Consider the following 22,099-nt stretch of genomic DNA (forward strand, 5'->3'; position numbering starts at 1 on the left):
ACCATGACTGAAACGCATGACGCCATCGTGATCGGGGCCGGCTTCTCCGGTCTCGCGATCCTGCACCACCTTCGCGAGATCGGCTTGGACACCGTCGTTCTCGACGCCCAGGACGGAGTCGGGGGTACCTGGCTGGCCAACCGCTATCCGGGAGTCCGCACCGACAGCGAGTACAGCTACTACTCCTTCTCGTTCTCCAAGGAGGTGCGCGAGGAGTGGACCTGGACTCAGCGGTACCCCGCCGGGGCAGAGGTGCTGGCGTACCTCAACTTCGTCGCCGATCGTCTCGATCTGCGTCGGGATATCCGGCTGGAGACCCGGGTCGAGTCGGCGGTGTACGACGAAGCCGCCAACACCTGGACGGTGTACGTCGACGGGGGTGCCCCGCTGGTCGCCAAGTACCTCATCAGCGGGATGGGCGTGCTGTCGCAGGCGATCTACCCGGATATCCCCGGTATCGACAGCTTCGCGGGCGAGAAGCACCACACCGCCCACTGGCCGCGCGACGGTGTCGACCTGGCCGGCAAGCGGGTGGGCCTGATCGGACTCGGCGCCTCGGGTATTCAGCTGGTGCCCGAGATCGGGCCGCAGGTGGGCGAATTCGTGGTGTTTCAGCGCACGCCGAACTTCATCGTGGAGTCGACGAACGACGCGGTGACCGCCGAGGACATGGCGTGGCTGCGCGACAACTACGACGCGATCTACGAGAAGGCGGCCAACCACCCCTTCGGGGTGGCGATGGAGCCCGCGCAGTTCAGCGCCCTGGAGGTGTCCGACGAACGGCGTCGGGAGATCTTCGAGGGCAAGTGGAACGAGGGCGGGTTCCACTTCGCCAATGAGTGCTTCAACGATCTGGCCACCAACCACGCGGCCAGCGAACTTGCCTCGGAGTTCATCCGAGCCAAGATCCGCGAGATCGTGAGAGATCCGGCCACCGCGGATCTGCTGAGCCCGAAGACATACTCGTTCAACGGGAAACGCGTCCCGACCGGCCATGGTTACTACGAGGCGTTCAACCTCGACCATGTGCGGCTGGTCGACACCGCGACCACGCCCATCACGGCGATCACCCCGACCGGGGTGCGTGTGGGTGATACCGAGTACGAGCTCGACGTGCTGATCTTCGCCACCGGCTTCGATGCGATGACCGGCACGCTGACCAACATCGACATCGTCGGTCGGGAAGGAATCACGTTGCGCGACAGGTGGGAACGGGACGGGTTGCGCTCCCACCTGGGCATCGGGGTGCACGGCTTCCCCAACTTCTTCATGTCGTTGGGGCCGCAGACCCCGTACTCGAACCTGGTGGTGCCGATCCAGCTCGGGGCCCAGTGGCTGCAGCGCGCCCTGCGCTGGGCACGCGAGAACGACGTGGACGTCTTCGAGGCCAGTCTCGAGTCCGAGGACTGGTGGGCCGAGGAGACCGCGCGCACCGGCAAGGCGACGGTGATGTACACCGAGGGCAAGAAGGCCAAGGCATGGTTCCTCGGCGAGAACGTGCCCGGTAAGCCGGAGGCGTTCCTGGTCTACATGGGTGGCGGGCAGGTGTACCAGCACTATTGCCGCGAGCTCGAGGAGTCCGGCTACGCGTCGATGCTCGCGGAGCGCCGGGTGCCGGAGGCGTTGAGTTCATAGAGGCCGACAGGAAAAGCCCTGATCCCACGGACGTGGGGTCAGGGCTTTTTCGTGTGGAGCCGATGACGGGAATCGAACCCGGGTATTCAGCTTGGGAAGCTGATGTTCTGCCATTGAACTACATCGGCGTACCGGCGACGCATGTGATCAGGAAGATTCAGCACCGCCTCTCGAGGAGGCGCGTAGCCCTTATGCGATTGACACGTCGATCGACTATATGTGATCGTGAGCGATGACAATGGCGGCGCTATCGGGGGGTGGCGAATCGTGGGCAGGGGCCGTCCGTCGGTGCGCTGGCTGAGCCGCGTGACGACGGCGTTGGCGGTGCTCGCGATTCTGATGGCGGCAGTGATCGTCACCCGTCACGACAGCGAGCTGGCGGGGGTGGCGGCGTTGCCCGATGCCACGGCCGATCCGACGGGTCCGACGGGTGGACCCGGCGGTGACGGCGGGTTCAACGGTGGCCAATTCCAGCCGCCCGGAATGCCGGGGCCGCCTGGCGGCTACAACGGCGGATACAACGGTGGCTCGTATCCAGCACCCGGCCAATCCGATTACGGCGTCGATATCAACTCACCGGCGGCCCAACCTCCCGAGTACAGCCAGGCGCCGCAATACCCGCAGCAGTCCTATCCGCAACAGCAGCAGCCTGCGCACGGCACCCAGCCACCGGATTACGACCAACCGATCCGTCCGGCGCCGCCGCAGTCAGCCAGTCCGCCGGTCAGTCAACAGCCCCAGATTCAGCAACCCAGCACTGTGATTCAGCCGACCCCGCACCCGACGACGACGGTGCCTACCTCCGTGCCCACCTCCACGCCGCCGGTGCAGCCGACCGTGCCCCAGCAACCTCCGCCGAAGGGGAGCGTCACGCAGCCCGCTCAGGTCGTCAAACCACCGTGCCTGGCACCATGAGTCGCACCGACCGCGCACCGCGTTGGCTTGTCCTGCTGGTCGTGCTCACAGTTCTCGCGCTCGGGTGTGCCGTGCTGGGCACCCGTGGCCCCGCAGTCGCCGTGTACGCCAGCGCCGACTTCACCCATCTCCCTGCTGCCACGGATGGGTGCGCCTCCATCCATCAGGTCGGTGACTCGAAGGAACTGGTCGAACAAGCCTGTGGTTCATCGGCAAGCACGTTCCGGGTGATCGGCAGGGTCGGCGAGTCGTCGCAGTGTGTCGGTGACGCCGACTTGATCTACACCTGGTCGTCGCAGATGCTCTCCGGGGCAGTGTGTCTTGACTACGACTGGACACCCGGCCAGTGCATGCTCATCACGCCCGATACCGCGGCGAAATCCGATTGTGCAGATAGTGCATCCGTTCGACCGGACGGGGCGATCATCGGAGCTGTTGACGTGTCGTATTGCCGTAGCGGTGGCATTCCGCATCCGGTAAGGCATTTCGCCATCTGCACCATTCCGGGCAATGAGCCCGCCGACAGGAGAACGAATGGTTCCTGAACACTCCGCGATGTTGATCGTCGCGGTCGTCCTCGTGATCACGCACCTCGGCCTGGCGGTGCTGATGGCCACCGTCACGGCACGGGCCGCCGCCGGTCGGCTGCCCCGCAATCAGTGGGTGGGAATTCGTACCCCGGCCACGATGCGTGGCGAGGCAGCATGGATCGCCGGACATCGGGCCGCGCGGCGGCTGACACCGCTGTACGTGCTGAACTCCGCTGCGGCATCTGCGGTTCTGGTGCTCGGTGTCCTGCGCGGATGGTCGGTCGGCCATGAAATCCTGGTCGGAATCCTGGCATTCGTGACCTTCACGGTCATCAGCGTGTACGCCGTCATCATTGCTGGGCGTGCCGCGAGATCCACCGGCGATGACCAATGAGGATCCGCATTCTGAGCATTCTGGTGGTGAGCGCGGTACTCAGTTATGCCGCGACGCATGGTGACCACGCTGGACCCGAGCCGGCCAACCCGACGGCACACCGTTCTTATACCGCCGCGGATGTCATCGAGTATCTCGCATTCGCCACCGGACCCGTGGTCGGAGACCATCCCGGCCTGAACGGCACGGGTACCACACTGACCGCCGCACCCGCGCACACCGCCGCTGAGCGAATCGCCGGGTGCATCGACAGCATCGACGGCGCGGCAGGACCCGCCCTGATCGATGCGTTCGACACCGCTGATCCGGTTCGGCTCGACAGCGCTTTGCGCCGCTTCGACGTCGCCGCGAACCGCTGGCTCACCACCCCTCCCGCGCAGGGCGCGCCCTGCCCGACGCCGCCCGCGCCACCCACCACGCCCCCAACCGACTCCGGATCTGCGTGGTTCAAGGTCACCGGATTGGTGGCCGCATGGCACGTGGCGGCGCTGGCAAATACCGCGGCGGCGGTGGTGACGGTCACCGCCGCCTTGGCGATCAACGTCGCCGGCCTGGTGGCGGTCGCAGCGATCGTCGCCGCCACCGTGATTCTGGTGCCGGTCTTCATTACCTACCAATTCGAATCCCAGCCCACCGATCTGGATCGCCAGAACGCCATCGCGAAAATCGCATCAGCACTTCGCTCATGAACCTTGGTGTGCGATTGCGGCAACGGTGGCCGGCGCTGCGACGTCGCCGCACCATGCGGCAGACCACCGTCGTCGGCGTCGTGTACGCACTCGTACTGGCCGGCGGATGGCTGGCGAGCCTGGCCGCCACCATGCCGTCGAACATCGTCTGGAACCGCAATCAGATCCCCGCAATTCGTGCCGCAGTCAACGCCGTCGCTTCACAGAACTTCGCCTTCTTCACCCGCTCACCCGAAACCGACCAGATCGACGCGTATCGCCTTCAGAGCGACGGTCACCTCGGCGTCAGCTTCCTGCTGACACCACAAGGTAAGCCGGGCAATCTGTTCGGGCTCTCCCGGTCCCAGCGCGCGCAGGGCCCGGAATTGGCCAGCCTGGCCAAGCGCGTTTGGGCTGACGGATGGATCAACTGTGAGCACTTGGACCGGTGGCGCTGCATCGAGGCAGCACAGCGCACACCACCGCAAGCTCTGGGCAATGACAGTTCGGTGCCCACCGTGTGTGGCGATGCTGCGATCACCGTCGAGGACACGGTGAAGTGGTCCTACCGCCATCTCACCGACGAGGTCCACACGATCAAGAAGCTCGCGGTGGTTCACGTCGACTGCGGCGATCATACGGGGTCCGCGTCGTGAACCCGGCGGTCCGGGCAACTGTCGCCCGTGCGCTCAGATTCGACTACCGCACAACATGGTTCGCGGCAGGTCGCAGTGCGCTGGCGCTGGCCACCGCCTCCGAATTGCTCTTCACCGACGCCGGTGCCCTGTTCACACCTGTGGGCGGCGTCCCGGGACCTTTCTGCACGGCCCAGCCCGCGGTATCGATCTTCTGTCTCGGGGATCCCAGTGGACTCGTCGAATTGCGGTGGTGGCTGACCATCGGCGGTTTGTTGCTCGTCGCCACCGGCTACCGGCCCAGGTATCTCAGCCTTCTGCATCTATGGCTGACCTTTTCGGTCGCCACCTCGGTCACCCTGCCCGATGGGGGTGATTCGATCGCGCTCATCGCGACGATACTCATCACCCCGATGTGCTTGGCCGACGAACGTCGATGGCAATGGGCCCGGCCGCGTCGTCACATGGACCGCAACGGACGCCTCGTCGCCTATCTGAGCTTCTGGGCCTTGCGCTTACAGATCGCGTACCTCTACGCGGACAGTGCGATCGCCAAGATCGGCGTCACGGACTGGCAGAACGGATCTGCGTTCTACTACTTCGTTCGTGACAAGATGTTCGGTGCCGCAGGCCCACTCGCCCCGATCTGGATGTGGTTGTCCGACAGCAGCGTCACCACATTGACCATCACCTGGGGCGCGATTGTCATCGAACTGGCGATCGCGGTGTGCATGGTCCTCGATGCGCGCTGGCGGATCATCGCGTTCTGGCTGGGTCTCGGTCTGCACGCCTTGATCTTCCTGAGCATGGGACTGTTCAGCTTCTCGCTGGTGATGGTGGCCGTGGGGTCACTGATCGGTACGCCGAACGGGATTGCGCACCCACGCAATCCAGATCGATTGATTCCCCTCCGATATGCAGGCCGCCTCAACGAGAAGAAAGTCCCGCGATGAGCATCGTTCAATCGTCAAACACGTCTTCCAACAAGGGGCTTCGGTTCTACGCGATGGTCAACTGTGTACTTCTGATCGCCATGGCGGCCTCCTTGTGGTATCTCGCCGGGCGTGCTGATCAGCACAGCATTCCGCCTAACACCACCGTCGGGTTCCGGTCAGAGCACACGCTGGTGTCTGCCGCGGGCTGGTATGCCGCGCAACGCGCGGGGTTCCACTTCGCGGCCATCGCGGTGTCGATCATCGTGGCCCTCGAGATCGTGGTGGTCTATCTGCGCCGCACCTCGCCGATGTGGCTGTTGATCGTGCCGACGGTGGGCTGGCTCGCGCTCGTCGGCGCCGTTGTGGTCGCCGCAGGTCACGCCGATGCCGCCGCACTGAGCGTGATCCCTGGCGCTGACCTCAGGTAGGGCTTTTTCGTGTGGAGCCGATGACGGGAATCGAACCCGCGTATTCAGCTTGGGAAGCTGATGTTCTGCCATTGAACTACATCGGCGTACCGGCGAGGCCGGTGATCAGGAAGATTAGCACCGCGTCCCTCGGGCACCCCAACCGACGTCCGTCATCAGATGATGACAACTTTCACGAGACAGTCCCCGGGCAGCGCGTCGCGAACACCGCGGTCTGGTTAGGCTCGTCCCGTGCTGCTCTCCGATCGTGATATCCGGGCCGAGATCTCCGCCGGGCGTCTGGCAATCGACCCGTTCGACGACTCCTTGATCCAGCCGTCCAGCGTCGATGTCCGCCTCGACAACCTGTTCCGGGTGTTCAACAACACCCGCTACACCCATATCGACCCCGCGCAGCGCCAGGACGATCTGACCTCCCTGGTCGAACCCAAGGAGGGCGAGCCGTTCGTGCTGCACCCCGGCGAGTTCGTGCTCGGGGCGACGCTGGAACGCTGCAGCCTGCCCGACGATCTGGCGGGGCGGCTGGAGGGCAAATCGTCACTCGGCCGGCTGGGCTTGCTGACACACTCGACCGCGGGTTTCATCGACCCCGGCTTCACCGGCCACATCACGCTGGAGCTGTCGAATGTGGCGAACCTTCCGATCACCTTGTGGCCCGGCATGAAGATCGGCCAGCTGTGCCTGCTGCGGCTGACCAGTCCCGCGGAGCACCCCTACGGCAGCGCCGCGGCGGGTTCCAAATATCAAGGCCAGCGCGGCCCCACACCCTCGCGTTCCTACCAGAACTTCATCAAGCCATAGCTCCTGCACAGGCTGTGCTGGCATGGTGTGCATCGGAGACGGCCGAGCCTTCTGACCGACACCCGAGTAGGGTCGGTTAAGTGGTCTAGCTAACGCCGTCGGTGGGTAACGACGCCGCTGTCGAGGGCGATGAACTATCTAGTCGGCGCTTTGTGCCGCAGGGGGCGGGCTCGGCGACCTGGATAGTGCGGCAAACACTTTGGAGGGGTTAAGTGGACATCGTATTAGGTGTGTCATTGACACCTACGACGGTGCGAATGGTGCTGGTTGAGGGGGCGAAGGCCGACGGAGCCACCGTCGATCACGATGTCTTCCCAGTGTCGCCGTCGAATGACCCGGCAACTCCGAGCGCGGCCGATCAAGTGGTCGCAGCGGTGCTCGGAACGCAGGAGAGCGCGCAAGCCGGTGGGCATCATCTGGCCCACATCGGTGTCACCTGGACCGACCACACCGAAGCCGCGACACTGCGCGACGCACTCGCTGCGCACGGCATCGCCGACGTCATGCTGGTCTCCGAATTACACGCCGCCAGCGCGCTGGCCCAGGCGGCCGGCGCCGCGGTGGGTTACCACTCGACCGCGCTGCTGTTCCTGGACCGCGACACCGCCACCCTGTCGGTCGTCAACGGCGACGACGGATCCGTGGTCAAGGTGCTCAGCCGCGGCCTGCACAGCACCGACGCCATGGCCGTACTGGCCGATATGGCCGCCGCCGTCGCCGGCCGGGAATCCGCACCGCAAGGCATGTTCGTCGTCGGCTCCGGCGTCGACGTGTCCTCGGTGAAGGAGCACCTGGAGCACCTGGTCGACATCCCGGTCAGCGCACCGGAGGAATCCGAGCTGGCGCTCGCCCGCGGCGCCGCACTGGCCGCCGCCAACGCCCCCACCTTCGAGGCGTCCACCGTCGGCCTGGCGTACTCACAGGATCCCGACGGCCCCACCGCCGGCTCGGCATTCGCCCTGGCTTCCGCCGACACCCAACTGGCGATGTCGTCGGCAGCGGCACCGCTGTTCACCGGCGACGTCGACGCAGCGTTCGCCGAAACACCCGCACCGGTGGAGGAGGACCGCAAGCCGTTCCTCCTGGTCGGCAGCGCGTTGACGTCGATCTTCGTCGTCGGTGTGGTGGCGCTTGCCGTGTCCTTGGCCGTGAGCATCCGGCCCACCGCCGATCAGCGCCCCTCGCCGGCGCAGAACGCCGTCGCGCCCAGCGCACAGCCGGCCGCGCCCGCACCGGTGCCCGAGGCCGCGCCCGTACAGCCGGCGGCACCGCCACCTCCGGCGGAGACCATCAAGGCCCCGATCCCGGTGGTGCAGGAAGCCCCGCAACCACGCAAGGTCTACGTCGAGCAGGCGCCCGCTCCGGCGGCGCCAGCCCCCGAACCCGCCGCTGTCCCACCGGCACCGGCACCCGCGGCACCGGTGCCTGACCCGGTCCCGGTCTACGTCCCCCCGCCGGCACCGGCGCCGGTTTTCCAGTGGCCGCACCCGGTGTTCCGCGCCCCATGGGATCCGCCCAAACAGCAGTACCCCGACAACGACTACCCGGATCAATACCCGGGCGGGGCGAACGGTGGCTATCCCGGCCAGTACCCCGGAAGCTCCAACGGCGGCTACCCGGGTCAGTACCCCGGAAGCTCCAACGGCGGCTACCCGGGTCAGTACCCCGGAAGCTCCAACGGCGGGTACCCCGGCTCGGGCAACCAGGGCGGCTACGGCAATGGGAACGCCAACGGCAATGGCAACGGCAGTGGCCGGGGCGATCACGGCGACGGGCCGAAGAAGAGCGGCCCCTGCTTCCTGATCTTCTGCGCGCCCCGCTGACAGCCGTAAGCTCGCACCCATGCGGCAACGAATTCGTTGGCTTGCTCTACACGGGGTGGTGCGCGGACTTTCCGCGGTGGCGGCGCGACGGGGCGACCCTCAGGGTCGGCTGATCGCCGACCCGCAGGCCCGCGCAGACCCGGGCGCCTTCGCCGATGAGATGCGCGCGATGGGCCCGGTCATCCGGGGCCGCGCGGTACTGCTCACCTTCGACCACGCCGTCGCGCACGAGGTGCTGCGGTCCGAGGACTGGCGGGTCAGCTCGCTGGGCAGCAACCTGCCCAAGCCGCTGCGCTGGATCGTCGAGCACACCTCCAACGACCTGCTGCACCCGATCGAGCCGCCGTCACTGCTGTCCATTGAACCGCCCGAACACACCCGGATGCGCAAGCTCGTCTCCTCGGTGTTCACCACCCGAGCCGTCGCCCGGCTGCGCGAACGCGTCCAGGAACGCGCCGATCAACTGCTCGACGAACTCGGCGGTGACACCATCGATGTCGTCGACCGGTACTGCTCACAGCTGCCCGTCGCGGTCATCGGCGACATCCTCGGGGTCCCGGAACCGGACCGCCCCAACATTCTGCACTTCGGCGAATTGGCCGCACCCAGCTTGGACATCGGGTTGACCTGGGCGCAATCGCAGCAGGTCGACGAGGGCATCGCCGGGTTCGACAACTGGCTGGGCGGCCACCTGCGCAAGCTGCGCCGCAACCCCGGTGAGGATCTGCTGAGCCAGATCATCGCGGCCTCCGACGGCGGCGCAGCCGGTGAACCGCTGACCGAACGCGAGCTGAAGGCACTGGCCGGGCTGGTGCTGGCCGCGGGCTTCGAGACCACGGTGAACCTCTTGGGCAACGGCATCAGGATGCTGCTGGACCACCCCGAGCACCTGGAGACCCTGGCCGCGCGGCCCGAACTGTGGCCCACCGCCGTCGAGGAGATCCTCCGGTTGGATTCGCCGGTGCAGATGAGCGCCCGGATCGCCAGCCGCGACGTCGATCTGGCCGGCACCGCCGTGCAGCGCGGTGAGCTGATCATCCTCCACCTGGCCGGCGCCAACCGCGACCCCGCGGTATTCGCCGATCCGCACCGCTTCGACATCGAACGCGAGAACGCCGGACGGCACCTGTCATTCTCCGCGGGCAGGCACTTCTGTCTGGGTGCGGCGCTGGCGCGGGCCGAGGGTGAGGTCGGACTGCAGACGTTCTTCGCCCGCTATCCCCACGCACGGCTGGCCGGGACCGGCGTCCGGCGGGACACCCGGGTGCTGCGCGGGTGGTCGACCCTGCCGATCGCCCTCGGCGAAGCCCGTCCCGCGCTACGGTCGTAGGTGTGGACTTCCGGGCGGTGCTGCTCGAGCAGACCGAACTCTTCGGCGAGGTGATCCGCCAGGCGGATCCCTCGACACCCGTCGGCACCTGTCCGGGCTGGACGCTGAACAAGTTGTTCCGCCATGTGGGTCGCGGAAACCGTTGGTGCGCAACGATCATCAGCGAACGGTTGACCGAACCGCCCGATCCGCGCGACGTTCCGAACGGTAAACCCCCCGAGGATGTTGACGCCGCCATCGACTGGTTGAACGCCGGCGCCCAGCTGGTCCTCGATGCCGTGGACCACGTAGGTTCGCAGAAGGTGTGGACGTTCCTGGGGCCGCGCCCGGCCGGCTGGTGGGTGCGCCGTCGCGTGCACGAGCAGACCGTGCACCGCGCCGATGCGGACCTCGCCGTCGGCGCGGAATTCACCCTGCCCGTCGGACTGGCCGCGGACGGCGTGAGCGAGTGGATCGAGCTGAGCACGGCACGCGGACACGGGCTCGCCCCGGGGCAGCGACTACACCTGCACGCCACCGACGACGGGCTGGGCCCGACGGGGGAGTGGCTGGTGGTCAACGACGAAGACGGCCTGGCCTGGTCGCATGCCCACGCCAAAGGTGATGCCGCCGTGCGGGGTCCCGCACTGAACCTGCTGCTGGCCATCACCCGCCGCCGCACCGACGGTGTCGAAGTCCTCGGTGACATCGCCGTATGGGATGACTGGCTGGCCAACACGCCGTTCTAGAGTTGGCGCATGAGTACTTCCGAGATCGCGACCGTCCTCGCCTGGCATGACGCCCTGAACGCCCGGGATTTCGACACGCTGGATCAGTTGTGCAGCGATGACATCGAGTTCGGCGATGCCGGTGGCGCCGCGCAGGGACGCACCGCGTTACGGGACTGGGCGCAGACTCTGGGCGATACGGTGACCGTCGGCCGGCTGTATGTGCACGACGGCGTGGTGGTGGCCGAGCAGACCGTCACCGGCGATGACGGCGCGGACGCCGACACCTTCGGCTCGGCCTTCCGGGTGGTACACGATCACGTCACGTCGGTGTTCCGGCATGACAGCCTGGACGCGGCGCTGGCGGCGACGGAACTCTCCGACGACGATCTGGTCTAGCCGCTCGGCTTCTGGTGCGTCGGTCCGGGCGTCGCCAGCACCGCCGCGATGCCCGTCGTCAACGGCACCGACAGCGCCAGCGCGATCCCACCCACCGCGGACCGGGCGATCTCGATGGCCACGCTCTCACTGGTCAGCACGTCGCCCAGCGAACGGTTGGCCACGCTGAACAGCAGCAGCAGGGGCAACGCGCTGCCGGCGTAGGCCAGCACCAGGGTGTAGACGGTGCTGGCGATGTGATCGCGGCCCACCCGCATGGCGCCGGTGAAGATAGCCCGCCGTGAGGTCGCGTGCTCGGCCAGTTCGAAGGCCGTCGACGCCTGGGTGACGGTGACGTCATTGAGCACACCGAGGGAACCGATGACGAACCCGGCGAGCAGCAGGCCGGTGATCGACACATGTCCCAGATACGCCGCGACCTCGTTGTTCTGGTCCTCCGAGAGCCCGGTCAACTGGGCCAGTTCGATTGCACCCCAAGACAACACAGCGGCCACGAGGAGTGCGGTCAAGGTCCCCAGCAGGGCCGCGCTGGTACGCAGGCTGACGCCGTGGGCCAGATAGATGACCGCGTACAGGATGGCCGAGGACGCGACCAGGGCGACCGGAACGGCCGAGGCCCCGTCGCGCAGGGCCGGCAGCAGGAACACCACCAGCACGGCGAACGCGACCACGATGCCGATCAGTGCCCGCAGGCCGCGCCAGCGCGCCACCGCGACGACCACGATGGCGAACGCCGCGGCCAGGCCGATCAGCGCCCAGGTCCGCTCGAAGTCGAAGAAGGCATAGGTGGTGGCGCCGGCGTCGTCGACCTGGCGGCTCAGCCGTACGTGATCGCCCGCGGCCAGCTGCGGCTGGCCCGGACCGGGGCTGAACTCCAGCAGGGTGTCGGCACCGGCATTGGGTCCGGACTCGATGGACACCAGCGAGTGCACGCACCGGCCGCCGCCGTCGGGGGCCTCCTGCGGGGTGCCGGTGAGCACGGCGCCGGTGGACGGGCTGCCGCAGTTGGCCATCTGCGTGGACAGCACGCGGCCGGCTTCGGTGGTGACCGCGCCGCCGGTCGAGTTCTGGAATGGCAGCGGGATATCGACCCGCTGCTGGGTCGGCCACAGCCACACCGCGCCGATGGCGGTCGCGATACCGATGGCCACCAGCAGGCCGACCACGATCCGGGCGGCCAGCGGCCCCAGGGGGGAGGGGCCGTCCAGTGAGTGCGAATGCCCGTGCGAGTGCGTCACCCGCCCAAGGGTAGGCGGTCCGGCTGAGCCGCTACTGGCGGTAGCTCACCAGGAAGTTACCCAGCCGCTCGATGGCCTTGGACAGGTCGCGGGCCCAGGGCAGTGTGACGATGCGCAGGTGATCCGGTGTGGGCCAGTTGAATCCGGTGCCCTGGGTGATCAGGATCTTCTCCTGCAGCAGCAGGTCCAAGACCAGCTGCTCGTCGTCGTGGATGTCGTAGACCTCGGGATCCAGCCGCGGGAACGCGTAGAGGGCGCCCTGGGGTTTGACGCAGGACACCCCGGGGATCTCGTTGAGCTTGGTCCATGCGACGTCGCGCTGTTCCAGCAGGCGTCCGCCCGGCAGCACCAGGTCGTCGATGCTCTGGTGTCCGCCGAGGGCAACCTGAATGGCATGCTGCGCAGGCACATTCGGGCACAGGCGCATATTGGCCAGCAGGCTGATGCCCTCGATGAAGCTGGTGGCGTGTTCCTTGGGGCCGGTGATGACGAGCCAGCCCGACCGGTAACCGGCGACCCGGTAGGCCTTGGACAGCCCGTTGAACGTCAAGCACAGCAGGTCGGGCGCCACGGACGCCATCGCGATGTGCTTGGCGTCGTCGTAGAGGATCTTGTCGTAGATCTCGTCGGCCAGCAGCAGCAACTGGTGCTTGCGGGCGAGATCGGCGATCTGCGTGAGGGTTTCGCGGGTATACACCGCGCCGGTCGGGTTGTTCGGGTTGATCACCACGATCGCCTTGGTGCGGTCGGTGATCTTGGATTCCAGATCGGCGATATCGGGATTCCAGCCCTGCGTCTCGTCGCACAGGTAGTGCACCGGGGTACCGCCGGCCAGTGAGGTGGACGCCGTCCACAGCGGGTAGTCCGGCGCGGGGATGAGCACCTGATCGCCGTTGTCCAGCAGGGCCTGCAGCGTCATGGTGATGAGCTCGGAGACACCATTGCCCAGGAAGACGTCATCGACGTCGAACTTCGGGAAGCCGTCGACCAGTTCGTAGCGGGTGAACACCGCGCGCCGCGCACTGGGGATGCCCTTGGAGTCGGAGTAACCCTGCGCATTCGGCAGGGCCTGGATCATGTCACGCATGATCACATCGGGTGCCTCGAAACCGAACGGGGCCGGGTTGCCGATGTTGAGCTTGAGGATGCGGTGGCCTTCGGCCTCCAGTCGTGAGGCGTGTTCGTGGATCGGCCCGCGGATCTCGTAGAGAACGTCCTGCAGTTTGGTGGACTGCGCGAACGTCCGCGGCCGCGGATGCTGGCCGGTGTTCTGCCACGACAGCTGATTGGTGCTCACGCGGCTAATTCTCCCACGGGCCCGCAAACCGATTTTCCGGACAAGGTTGCAATTTGACGTCGGGGTCGAAGTTTTCTGCGTGATCGGTGTTAAGTTCCTGAACCACTATGACGTCGATGACACGTTTGATGGGCACGGCATTCGGGATCACCGCTGCCGCTGCGCTCGCATTTGCTGCGTCGGCGCAGGCCGACCCGCTCCTGCTCAACGGGACTTACGCGGGCGGCGACGCCGAGAATGTCTGGACCATCGCCAGCACCTGCGGTGTGATCGGCTGTACCGGCTCGGTCGCGAGCAACCAGGGCTGGACCAGCCCCATGACCTTGACGGACGGCCGCTGGAATTTCTCGGTCACCAAGCCTGACGGCTTCATTTGCGATGACGGTAGTTACCAGCCGGCCGTCATTTCGATATCGGTCGATCCGGCAACACTGGGCGGGGTGGTTTCCGCCGACTCGAATGGCGCCTGCCCGGGCGGCATTCTGAGCCAGACGCCATTCCAATTACGTCAGGTCTGACGCGATTTGTGCACGTTTAGCGGCGGTAACCGCCGCTAAACGTGCACAAATCGCTTGAGATTTAGCGCTTCCCGGGGCGGCGCGCGCCCTTGGCGATGCCGAGGCCCTTCACCGGGGCCTCGTCGCCCACCACGCGGTCGTCGTCGCCGGTCGCACCATTGGACGACGGGGCCGCGGGGGCTTCGGCGACTGGCTCGGGCTCTGCCGCCGCAGCGGGCGCGGCCGGAGCAGCGGCCGGAGCTGCCTTCTTGGCACCGGGACGGCGGGCGCCGGCAGCGATACCGAGACCGACGACCGGGGGCTCCGGCGTTGCCGGCTCGGCGGGCGCCGCCGGGGCTTCGGCCACGGGCTCAGGTGCCGCGGCCGGTGCGGCCGCAGGTGCCGCCTTCTTGGCACCGGGTCGCTTGGCCCCACCCGCGATACCCAGACCCTTCACCGGGGCAGCGGGAGCTGCGGCTTCGGCAGCGGGTGCCTCGGCGGACGGGGCGGCAGCAGCGGGAGCGGCCTTCTTGGCGCCGGGACGTTTGGCCCCACCCGCGATACCCAGACCCTTGACCGGTGCGGCGGGTGCCGCCTCGGCAGCGGGCGCAGCGGCAGCGGCAGCCGGAGCGGCCTTCTTCGCACCGGGACGTTTGGCCCCACCGGCCATACCCAGCCCGGTGACCGGCTTGACGTCGGCGGCCGCGGTCGATGCGGATGCGGTGGCGGCTTCTGGCTCGGCCTGTTCCACCGCGGGAGCAGCGGCTGCGGCGGTGGCTTCGGCCTTCGCCTCGGCCTCGGCTCGTGCCTCGGCGCGGGCGGCGGACGCCGCGGCGGCCGTGCCCTTCTCGGGCAGCGTGTAGATGCTGGTGTCCAACGAGTTCAGCAGCAGCTGAGCGACGTCGAGCACCTCGACCTTTTCGATGTCCCGGGACGCGGCGACGTCGTCGACACCGTCGGTCATCATCACGCGGCAGAACGGGCAACCGGTGGCGATCGCCGAGGCGCCGGTGTCGATGGCTTCCTCGGTGCGCTCGGTGTTCACGCGCTTGCCGATGTGCTCTTCCATCCACATCCGGGCACCACCGGCACCACAGCACAGGCCACGATCGGCGTGCCGGGGCATCTCGGTGAGCTTCGCGCCGGCGGCACCGACCAGCTCACGCGGTGCCTCGTACTCCTTGTTGTGCCGACCCAGGAAGCACGGGTCGTGGTAGGTGACCTCTTGGTCGACCGAGGTCACCGGGATCAGCTTCTTGTCCCGGACCAGGCGGTTGAGCAGCTGGGTGTGGTGCACGACGGTGTAGTCGGAACCGAGCTGCGGGTACTCGCGGTTGATCGTGTTGTAGCAGTGCGGGCAGGTCACCACGACCTTGCGCTTGGCCGTCTCGACACCCTCGAACAGCTCGTTGATGGTCTCGACGTTCTGCGCCGCGAGCTGCTGGAACAGGAATTCGTTACCGGCGCGCCGTGCCGAGTCGCCGGTGCAGGTCTCGCCGGTGCCGAGCACCAGGTACTTGACGCCCGCGGTGGCGAGCAGTTCGGCGACGGCCTTGGTGGTCTTCTTCGCGCGGTCCTCGTAGGCGCCGGCGCAGCCGACCCAGAACAGGTACTCGAAGCCCTCGAAGGAGTCCACGTCCTGGCCGTAGACGGGGACGTCGAAGTCGACCTCGTCGATCCAGTTGGTGCGGTCCTTGGCGTTCTGGCCCCAGGGGTTGCCCTTGTTCTCCAGGTTCTTGAACAGCACGCCGAGCTCACCGGGGAACTCCGACTCGACCATCACCTGGTAGCGGCGCATATCGACGATGTGGTCGATGTGCTCGATATCGACCGGGCACTGCTCGACGCAGGCACCGCAGTTGGTGCAGGACCACAGCACGTCGGGATCGATGACACCGCCCTGTTCGGCGGTGCCGACCAGCGGGCGCAGTGCCTGCTCGGGGCCGTGGCCCTCGATGCGTGCGAAGCCGTCCTCGGGCACACCGTGCCCGTGCAGACTGTCGCCCAGCGCGGCGAAATCGACCGAACCCGCCTCGGGCATCGGCTTGCCTTCGATCAGGTAGGGCGCCTTGGCGAACATGTGGTCGCGCAGGTTCATGATCACGAGCTTGGGCGACAGCGGTTTACCGGTGTTCCAGGCCGGGCACTGGGACTGGCAGCGGCCGCACTCGGTACAGGTGGTGAAGTCGAGGTAGCCCTTCCAGGTGAAGTCCTCGATCTTGCCGCGACCGAACACGGCGTCCTCGGCGGGATCGTCGAAGTCGATCAATTCGCCCTTGTGCTCCATGGGCAGCAGCGGACCCAGACCGTCGGGCAGGCGCTTGAAGGTGACGTTGATCGGGGCCAGGCCGATGTGCAGGTGCTTGGAGTGCAGCACGATCAGCAGGAACACCAGCATGACGCCGATATGGCCCATCAGTGCGATGGTCTCGATCCAGGCGTTCGCGGTGTGTCCCAGCGGGGCCAGCAGCGCCGCCATGCCGTCGGAGAAGAACGCGCCGAACTGGTACGGGAAGTCCTCGCCGAGCACGTTGACCGCGGCACCGCGGAAGATGGCGTAGGTCAGGATGACCAGGAAGATCATGAAGAGGATCTCCCACGCACCACCGGTGTGCGAGCCGTAGAAGCGGGATTCGCGACCGAGCTTCTTGGGTTCGCGGGTCACCCGGATGATGGCGAAGACGATGATGCCGGCCAGCACGGCGAGGGCGAAGAAGTCCTGCAGGAAGCCCAGCACCGCCCAGCGGCCGACGATCGGGATGTGGAATTCGGGGTCGAACAGGACGCCGTAGGCCTCGAGGTACACCGAGGCGAGGACGAAGAAGCCCCACATGGTGAAGAAGTGCGCGATACCGGGGATCGACCACTTCAGCAGCTTCGACTGGGCGAAGACTTCCTTGTTCTGGTTGAGGAAGCGCTGGACCAGATGGTCTTTGCGGCCGCGCTCGTCGCCGACCTTCTGGCCCGAGCTGATCAGTTTCGTCAGCCACAGCACGCGCTTGGCGGCGAACACCAAGACGATCGCGGTCATCAACAAACCAAGGATCAACCGCCCTGTCGTGAGCATGTGCTCCAGGCTGTCTTCCACCGCGGGCCTCCCGTAATTTAAGTTACTCACTGGTAACTTAAGGTGTGTTACTCGCCAGTAACTTAGGCTAGATGCCTGCTCATAGTTACATCCGGCTGGGAAGCGCCGCTAGCAAGGCTGACCTAACTCACTCTTTGTCACCCGGCGGAGCTCCGTGACCGGTACCGGCGACCTGGGTCCGCCGGTACCGGAAAAGTGTTGGTGACACTGGCCGATGGCTGTGTAAAGGCGCCGCCCTCGGTATCCGGCAAACGCCAGATGTGGTGGTCACCACAGTTACGTCTCAGGCCGGCGAGCCCACCAGCGCCCGCAACATGGACAACATCTCCGACCGTGATTCGGCGCCCAGCCGGCGGCGGATACGGGCGACGTGGTGTTCGACGGTCTTGGCGGAGATCAGCAGCTGATTGCCGATATCGCGGTAGGGCATCCCCTGCAGCACCAGCTCGGCGACCTCACGTTCCCGGTCGGACAACCGGGCCCAGGTCGGCACCGACGTGGCCGACTCGGCGGCGGCGCGCGCCGGTGCACTCGGCACGTCCCGTTCGGCTGTCTCGGCATTCTGGATATCGGACTTGAGATCGCGGGCCAGCGCCAGCATGGCACCGGACACCTTCCCGTCCGGGGTGTGCAGCGCGGCCTGGCTCGCGAGTCGGGTGGCATCCCAGGTCAGGCCGAACCGGGTGAGTCCGCGCGCCGCGACGGCCACCTCGTCGGGATCGACCTGATGGGCCAGCACGCGCAACCAGGTGCGGCCCGCGGTGGCCAGGCTGCGGGCGAACGGACTCTGCCCGGCCGCAGCGGCCAGCGCCTGACCGTGCGGGGCGACGGCCTCGGGGGAGTTGGCCAGGATCCCGGCGTGCACGCCGGCCCAATGCAGTGGCACCGACCAGAGCACCGGGTCGCCGAGCGCGCTCAACAGGGCGAACGCCTCGTCGATACGGTGCTGGACCCGGTCGACCTGGCGCAGCCGGGCTGCCGCCACCCAGAGTTCCCCGAGTGGCAGTGTGCAATAGATGTCGAGCGAGTATTCGGCCAGCACGTCCATGGCGGCGTACCAGTACTTCTGCGTCGCCCCGCCGTCACCTCCGCGGCGGGCGATCGCCGCGCGCAGCGCCGCCGACCACAGTGCGTCGCGGCGGTGCAGCGAGGACGGCACCGCCGCGGCATCCGCGCTCGCCGCACTCAGCTGACCGTCGAGCATGCGCACCCAGCCCAGCAGCAGTCGGTGCCGGGGCCCGGTGAAGCCGTGATCGTCGGACGCGTCGGCACCGACGGCTCGTCCGATGATGCTGCGGGCCCGGACCGCGTCACCCCCGTGCAGGGCGGCCAGCGTGACGAGCGCGGCGGGACTGTCCGGGGCGACGCCGGTATCGGTGCGTTCGGCGGTGATCGACTGGCTCAACCGCCCGATCGCGGTGGCGAACGGCTGCTCCAGGGTCTGCAGCAGACCGTCGGCCAGGTTGCGTGCCGCGCGCGCTGTCGAGGTGGGCGGCCCGGAATCCGGCACGGCGAGTGCGGCGCGGGCCGCCTCGGCATTGCCGGCCCCGATGGCCACGATCGCCGCGGCCGATCCGACGAAGGCATCGGGGTAGGGCCCCAGCCAGGCGAACAGATCGGCGGCCTGCCCCGCGGCGCCGTCGTGGACGGCGATACTGGCGGCGATCCGGACCGCGGCCGCGCGCTCGGCCGGATCTGTCGAACCGAGCAGCCCGTCGGCCAACCGGGCCGCCGTCGCGCAGTCACCCGTCATCGCCAGGGCGTCGGCCAATCCGGCACTGTGCGCGCCCGGTCCCGCGCCGGCGTCGGCGGCCGCCCGGTACAGCCGGGCCGCGCGTGCGGGCTGGGTGCGGTTCTGCGTGGCCAGGGTGATCAGCGTGTCGGCGAGCAGGGCGTCCCGCATTCCGTGCTCGGCCATCCTGAGTGCGAGATCGGCTGAGAGCAAGTCGGTTTCGTTTTGCGATCGGAGCAGGGCGAGCTCGGTGTCGTGATGCCGGGCGGCCCCGAGGATCTCGGCGACCGCGCGGTGCAGGATGCCGAGGAACGGCCGGCGGTGGGCGGCGTCGAGGAGCCCGGTGGCCCGCGCGCGGTCCGTCAGATCCTGTGCGCTGTCGGCGTCGACCCGCAGTGCGGCGGCGATATCGTCGGCGCCCAATCCGGGGCTCAGGGAGCAGAGCAACAAGGCGTCCAGCACCGCGCGGTCGAGACGGTGCAGTCGCTCCACGAGCGCGACCCGGGTAGCGGTACCGATGACCGTGACCGCGGATTCCCCGTCGGGCGTGCCGATGGCCTCCGCGAGGGCCCGGGCTGCCGGGCCCAGCAGAAACGGCAGACCGGAGGTGGCCGCCTGCACGGTGCGCACCAATTCGTGTGGGACACCGGCAAATTCAGTGGGCGGCAGGACACCGAGGGTGAGCACCGGATTCTCCCGGGCCAGGGCGGTGAACAGGCCGCCCAGGGCGGGGCGGTGTGCCAGCGGTTCGGCGGCGACCACCACGGTGAGCTCGGGCCGGGCGACCAGCGCGGTGAGCCGGACCAGGTCTGCGTCGTCGAGCAGCTGGGCGTCGTCGATGACGATGGCGGCACTGCCGATCTCGGACTCGGTGGGTACCGACGAGAACACCGGGCGGCCGGCTCCGCGCAGGGCGGTGCGCACGTCGTTGATCCGGGTGGTCTTGCCGGTGCCGATACCCCCGGATACCAGGACCTTGGCCGGTTCGGTCGGTGTGTCGATCAGGGTGGCGAGCGGGTCACCCGGATGGCCCCAGTCGCTGCGCTCGCCCACGGGCGTGCGCTATTCGCTACCGGACACGACGACCGTCGTCTGCGGCGCCTGGGTGACGGTGACCGCCGCTTCGGCCGTCGTGGTGACGGGCTCCGGCGCTTTGGTCGTCGTCGGTGGCGCGGCCGAGGTGGTCGGCGGTTTCGTCGTGGTGGTGGTCGGGGGCTGAGTGGTGGTGGTCGTCGTCGTGGTGGGCGGAGTCGTCGTCGTGGTGGTGGTCGTGGTGGTCGTGGTGGTGGTGGTCGTCGTGGTGGTGGTCGTGGTCGAGCTGGTGGTCGACGGTGTCGTCGTCGTGGTGGTGGTGCTCGCCGGGGGCGGCGGCGGTACCTCGGAGGTGGTGACGATGCCGTCGGAACCGGTGACCGTCACCGTCTCCGTCGTCAGCGGGGCTGCGGTGCTCTCACCGGGCCGGGTGGAGAAACTCGTCGCCGTCTCGATCACCGTGCCGCCGGGACCGCTGGTGCCGGTCAGGGTGACCGCGAGGCCACCGCCGGCCAGCAGTACCGCCGCGGCAGCCGCGCCGAACAGCAGCGGCGGGCGCTTGTACCAGGGCAGGGGTGCCGCCTGGTCCTGGAGTTCCTCCTCCTGTGGGGTGAACGCCACTTCGGGACGGGCGCTGCTGAACCCGGTGTCGTAATCCGGGCCCTCATAGGGCAGGGGTTCACCGGTCGGAAGCGGGTTGTCCTCCGACCACGCCAATCCCGGTGCCGCCGCCGTCGGCGGCGCGGCGCCGGCCCACCCCATGGTCGGGGCCAGGCCGGTCGGCGCGGCATCCGGGCTTGCCGCCGGCGCCAAACCCGTTGCGGCAGCGGCTTCGGAGGCTAGACCGGCCACCAGGGCCGCGCCCACGGCCGTGTTGACCTGGGCGTAGGGGGTGGTGATCACCGGCGCCTGCAACCGCTCGGACAGCCGCTGCGTCACCAGCGGGATCGCCGCGCCCCCACCGACAGTGGCGATGGCCGACACGCTGGAGACGGGAATTCTGTTGTGCTGCAAGACTTCTTCGATGGCACCGAGCAGGCCGGCCAGCGGGGCTTCGATCACCTGATCCAGCTCGGCGCGGGTGACCCGGATGTCGGAGGTGTAGCCGGGTAACTCGGCGCGCACCACCGCGGTGGTCTCGGCGGACAGCCGCTCCTTGGCCCGGCGGCACTCATCGCGCAGCCTGCCGAGCGAACCGACCGCCGCGGTGCTGCCCGGGTCGGTGTTGTTGGCCTCGGCGATGCCGGCCAGGACGTGGTTCAGCAGCGCCTGGTCGATCTGGTCCCCGGAGAAGTCCGGATAGCGCTGGGTGGCGCCGATGGGCGCCAGATTCCCGCCCGCGTCGGCCAGCGTGATGCTGGTGCCGCTGCCGCCGAGATCGATCAGGGCAACAACACCCTGGGCGGGCAGACCGGGGCCGCTGCGCAGGCCGGCCAGGGCCGCGAGCGAATCCGGCACCAGGGTCGCCGACGACAGGCCGGGCTTGGCGCGCAGGGCGATCTGCAGGGCGGATACCGCGGCCGGGCTCCAGTGCGCGGGCACGGCGATGGTGATGGGCCGGCCACCGCCGACGGTATGGGCCATCGCGTCCAGCGCCTCGGCGAGCACCTGGTCGCCGGGGTGTGATGAACCGTCGGAGGCCACCAGGGGGATGGGATCGCCCACGCGGTCCACGAACCCACCCAGCACCAGACCCGGCTGGTTCACCCCGGTGTTTGCCCCGGTGTATTCGGAGGGCAGCCCGACCTCGGGTGCGCGGTCGGGGAACAGCGTCAGCACCGCGCGCCGCACGACCGGCGGCCGGCCTTCGCGGGCCGCCACCAGATTGGTTGTCCCTATCGACAACCCGAGCGAGTCGCCCATGTGATCTCCTGTCGACAGCCGTGACGCCCTCACCTTAGTGGTAGCCGAGACCGGTGCGCGTCAATCCCCCTAACGTGTCGAAACCCCTAATGGGGCATCCCCTAACCCGGGCGTCGTCGCGGTGGGTTCGACACCGATTTGCGCCTCGACGT

19 protein-coding genes and 2 tRNA genes are annotated in these 22,099 nt (G+C 67.9%); 14 read left to right on the forward strand and 7 right to left on the reverse strand.

The window, feature by feature from the left end:
* Nucleotides 1–3 precede the first annotated feature (3 nt).
* The gene (locus FHU31_RS04315) at nt 4–1,635 is read left to right on the forward strand and encodes a flavin-containing monooxygenase (protein WP_167156205.1); all 1,632 of its coding nucleotides are present in this window, start codon (nt 4–6) and stop codon (nt 1,633–1,635) included.
* Between the two features lie 54 nt (nt 1,636–1,689).
* Here FHU31_RS04315 and FHU31_RS04320 read toward each other — a convergent pair.
* A tRNA-Gly gene (locus FHU31_RS04320) sits at nt 1,690–1,763 on the reverse strand.
* A gap of 139 nt (nt 1,764–1,902) precedes the next feature.
* On the opposite strand from FHU31_RS04320, the gene FHU31_RS04325 reads away from it, so the two are divergent.
* The 7 genes from FHU31_RS04325 to FHU31_RS04355 are packed head-to-tail and all read left to right on the forward strand — an operon-like array spanning nt 1,903 to nt 6,140.
* Nucleotides 1,903–2,550 (forward strand): hypothetical protein, encoded by a 648-nt coding sequence (locus tag FHU31_RS04325; RefSeq protein ID WP_263987862.1) that lies wholly within the window; start codon nt 1,903–1,905, stop codon nt 2,548–2,550.
* On the forward strand, nt 2,547–3,095 hold the full coding sequence (locus FHU31_RS04330; RefSeq protein WP_167156207.1) for a hypothetical protein: 549 nt from the start codon (nt 2,547–2,549) through the stop codon (nt 3,093–3,095). Before FHU31_RS04325 ends, FHU31_RS04330 begins: the two co-directional genes overlap by 4 nt.
* Nucleotides 3,085–3,474, forward strand: a complete 390-nt coding sequence (locus FHU31_RS04335) for an SdpI family protein (RefSeq protein ID WP_167156209.1) — start codon at nt 3,085–3,087, stop codon at nt 3,472–3,474. The genes FHU31_RS04330 and FHU31_RS04335 overlap by 11 nt, the downstream gene beginning before the upstream one ends.
* Nucleotides 3,471–4,163 (forward strand): sporulation delaying protein family toxin, encoded by a 693-nt coding sequence (locus FHU31_RS04340; RefSeq protein WP_167156211.1) that lies wholly within the window; start codon nt 3,471–3,473, stop codon nt 4,161–4,163. Before FHU31_RS04335 ends, FHU31_RS04340 begins: the two co-directional genes overlap by 4 nt.
* Nucleotides 4,160–4,798 (forward strand): SdpA family antimicrobial peptide system protein, encoded by a 639-nt coding sequence (locus FHU31_RS04345; protein ID WP_167156213.1) that lies wholly within the window; start codon nt 4,160–4,162, stop codon nt 4,796–4,798. Before FHU31_RS04340 ends, FHU31_RS04345 begins: the two co-directional genes overlap by 4 nt.
* Entirely contained in the window at nt 4,795–5,730 is a 936-nt protein-coding gene (locus tag FHU31_RS04350; RefSeq protein WP_167156215.1) for a sporulation-delaying protein SdpB family protein, read from the forward strand. Before FHU31_RS04345 ends, FHU31_RS04350 begins: the two co-directional genes overlap by 4 nt.
* The gene (locus FHU31_RS04355) at nt 5,727–6,140 is read left to right on the forward strand and encodes an SdpI family protein (RefSeq protein ID WP_167156216.1); all 414 of its coding nucleotides are present in this window, start codon (nt 5,727–5,729) and stop codon (nt 6,138–6,140) included. The genes FHU31_RS04350 and FHU31_RS04355 overlap by 4 nt, the downstream gene beginning before the upstream one ends.
* A 12-nt stretch (nt 6,141–6,152) precedes the next feature.
* Here the strand turns inward: FHU31_RS04355 and FHU31_RS04360 are convergent.
* A tRNA-Gly gene (locus tag FHU31_RS04360) sits at nt 6,153–6,226 on the reverse strand.
* A gap of 145 nt (nt 6,227–6,371) precedes the next feature.
* On the opposite strand from FHU31_RS04360, the gene dcd reads away from it, so the two are divergent.
* The 5 genes from dcd (at nt 6,372) to FHU31_RS04385 (ending at nt 11,200) form a co-directional block, all read left to right on the forward strand.
* A complete protein-coding gene (gene dcd, locus FHU31_RS04365) occupies nt 6,372–6,941 on the forward strand; it encodes a dCTP deaminase (RefSeq protein ID WP_090358604.1) in 570 nt (189 codons plus the stop codon).
* A gap of 212 nt (nt 6,942–7,153) precedes the next feature.
* On the forward strand, nt 7,154–8,764 hold the full coding sequence (locus FHU31_RS04370; RefSeq protein WP_167156219.1) for a DUF7159 family protein: 1,611 nt from the start codon (nt 7,154–7,156) through the stop codon (nt 8,762–8,764).
* A gap of 19 nt (nt 8,765–8,783) precedes the next feature.
* Nucleotides 8,784–10,094: a cytochrome P450 gene (locus FHU31_RS04375; protein WP_167156221.1), complete on the forward strand. Its 1,311-nt coding sequence runs from the start codon at nt 8,784–8,786 to the stop codon at nt 10,092–10,094.
* 2 nt (nt 10,095–10,096) lie between these two features.
* The gene (locus FHU31_RS04380; protein ID WP_167156223.1) at nt 10,097–10,822 is read left to right on the forward strand and encodes a maleylpyruvate isomerase family mycothiol-dependent enzyme; all 726 of its coding nucleotides are present in this window, start codon (nt 10,097–10,099) and stop codon (nt 10,820–10,822) included.
* 9 nt (nt 10,823–10,831) lie between these two features.
* Nucleotides 10,832–11,200: a nuclear transport factor 2 family protein gene (locus FHU31_RS04385; RefSeq protein ID WP_167156225.1), complete on the forward strand. Its 369-nt coding sequence runs from the start codon at nt 10,832–10,834 to the stop codon at nt 11,198–11,200.
* On the opposite strand, the gene FHU31_RS04390 is transcribed toward FHU31_RS04385, so the two are convergent.
* Both FHU31_RS04390 and FHU31_RS04395 read right to left on the reverse strand, forming a co-directional pair.
* Nucleotides 11,197–12,438, reverse strand: coding sequence for a YibE/F family protein (locus FHU31_RS04390; protein WP_167156228.1), 1,242 nt, complete (start codon nt 12,436–12,438; stop codon nt 11,197–11,199). The genes FHU31_RS04385 and FHU31_RS04390 overlap by 4 nt on opposite strands.
* 31 nt (nt 12,439–12,469) lie before the next feature.
* Nucleotides 12,470–13,744, reverse strand: coding sequence for a pyridoxal phosphate-dependent aminotransferase (locus tag FHU31_RS04395; RefSeq protein WP_308206723.1), 1,275 nt, complete (start codon nt 13,742–13,744; stop codon nt 12,470–12,472).
* 107 nt (nt 13,745–13,851) lie between these two features.
* Here FHU31_RS04395 and FHU31_RS04400 point away from each other — a divergent pair, with 107 nt between their 5' ends.
* Nucleotides 13,852–14,253 carry a hypothetical protein gene (locus tag FHU31_RS04400; protein ID WP_234901136.1) on the forward strand — a complete coding sequence of 134 codons (402 nt, stop codon included), beginning with the start codon at nt 13,852–13,854 and terminating at the stop codon, nt 14,251–14,253.
* 61 nt (nt 14,254–14,314) lie between these two features.
* On the opposite strand, the gene FHU31_RS04405 is transcribed toward FHU31_RS04400, so the two are convergent.
* The 3 genes from FHU31_RS04405 to FHU31_RS04415 all read right to left on the reverse strand — a co-directional run bounded on the left by FHU31_RS04405 (nt 14,315) and on the right by FHU31_RS04415 (nt 21,947).
* Entirely contained in the window at nt 14,315–17,299 is a 2,985-nt protein-coding gene (locus FHU31_RS04405) for a (Fe-S)-binding protein (protein ID WP_167156233.1), read from the reverse strand.
* Nucleotides 17,300–17,603: 304 nt separating this feature from the next.
* Nucleotides 17,604–20,105, reverse strand: coding sequence for an isoniazid response ATPase/transcriptional regulator IniR (gene iniR, locus FHU31_RS04410; RefSeq protein ID WP_167156235.1), 2,502 nt, complete (start codon nt 20,103–20,105; stop codon nt 17,604–17,606).
* A 9-nt stretch (nt 20,106–20,114) separates the two neighbouring features.
* Nucleotides 20,115–21,947 carry an Hsp70 family protein gene (locus tag FHU31_RS04415; RefSeq protein ID WP_167156236.1) on the reverse strand — a complete coding sequence of 611 codons (1,833 nt, stop codon included), beginning with the start codon at nt 21,945–21,947 and terminating at the stop codon, nt 20,115–20,117.
* Nucleotides 21,948–22,099 lie beyond the last annotated feature (152 nt).

This window comes from Mycolicibacterium fluoranthenivorans (assembly GCF_011758805.1).
GTDB lineage: Bacteria > Actinomycetota > Actinomycetes > Mycobacteriales > Mycobacteriaceae > Mycobacterium > Mycobacterium fluoranthenivorans.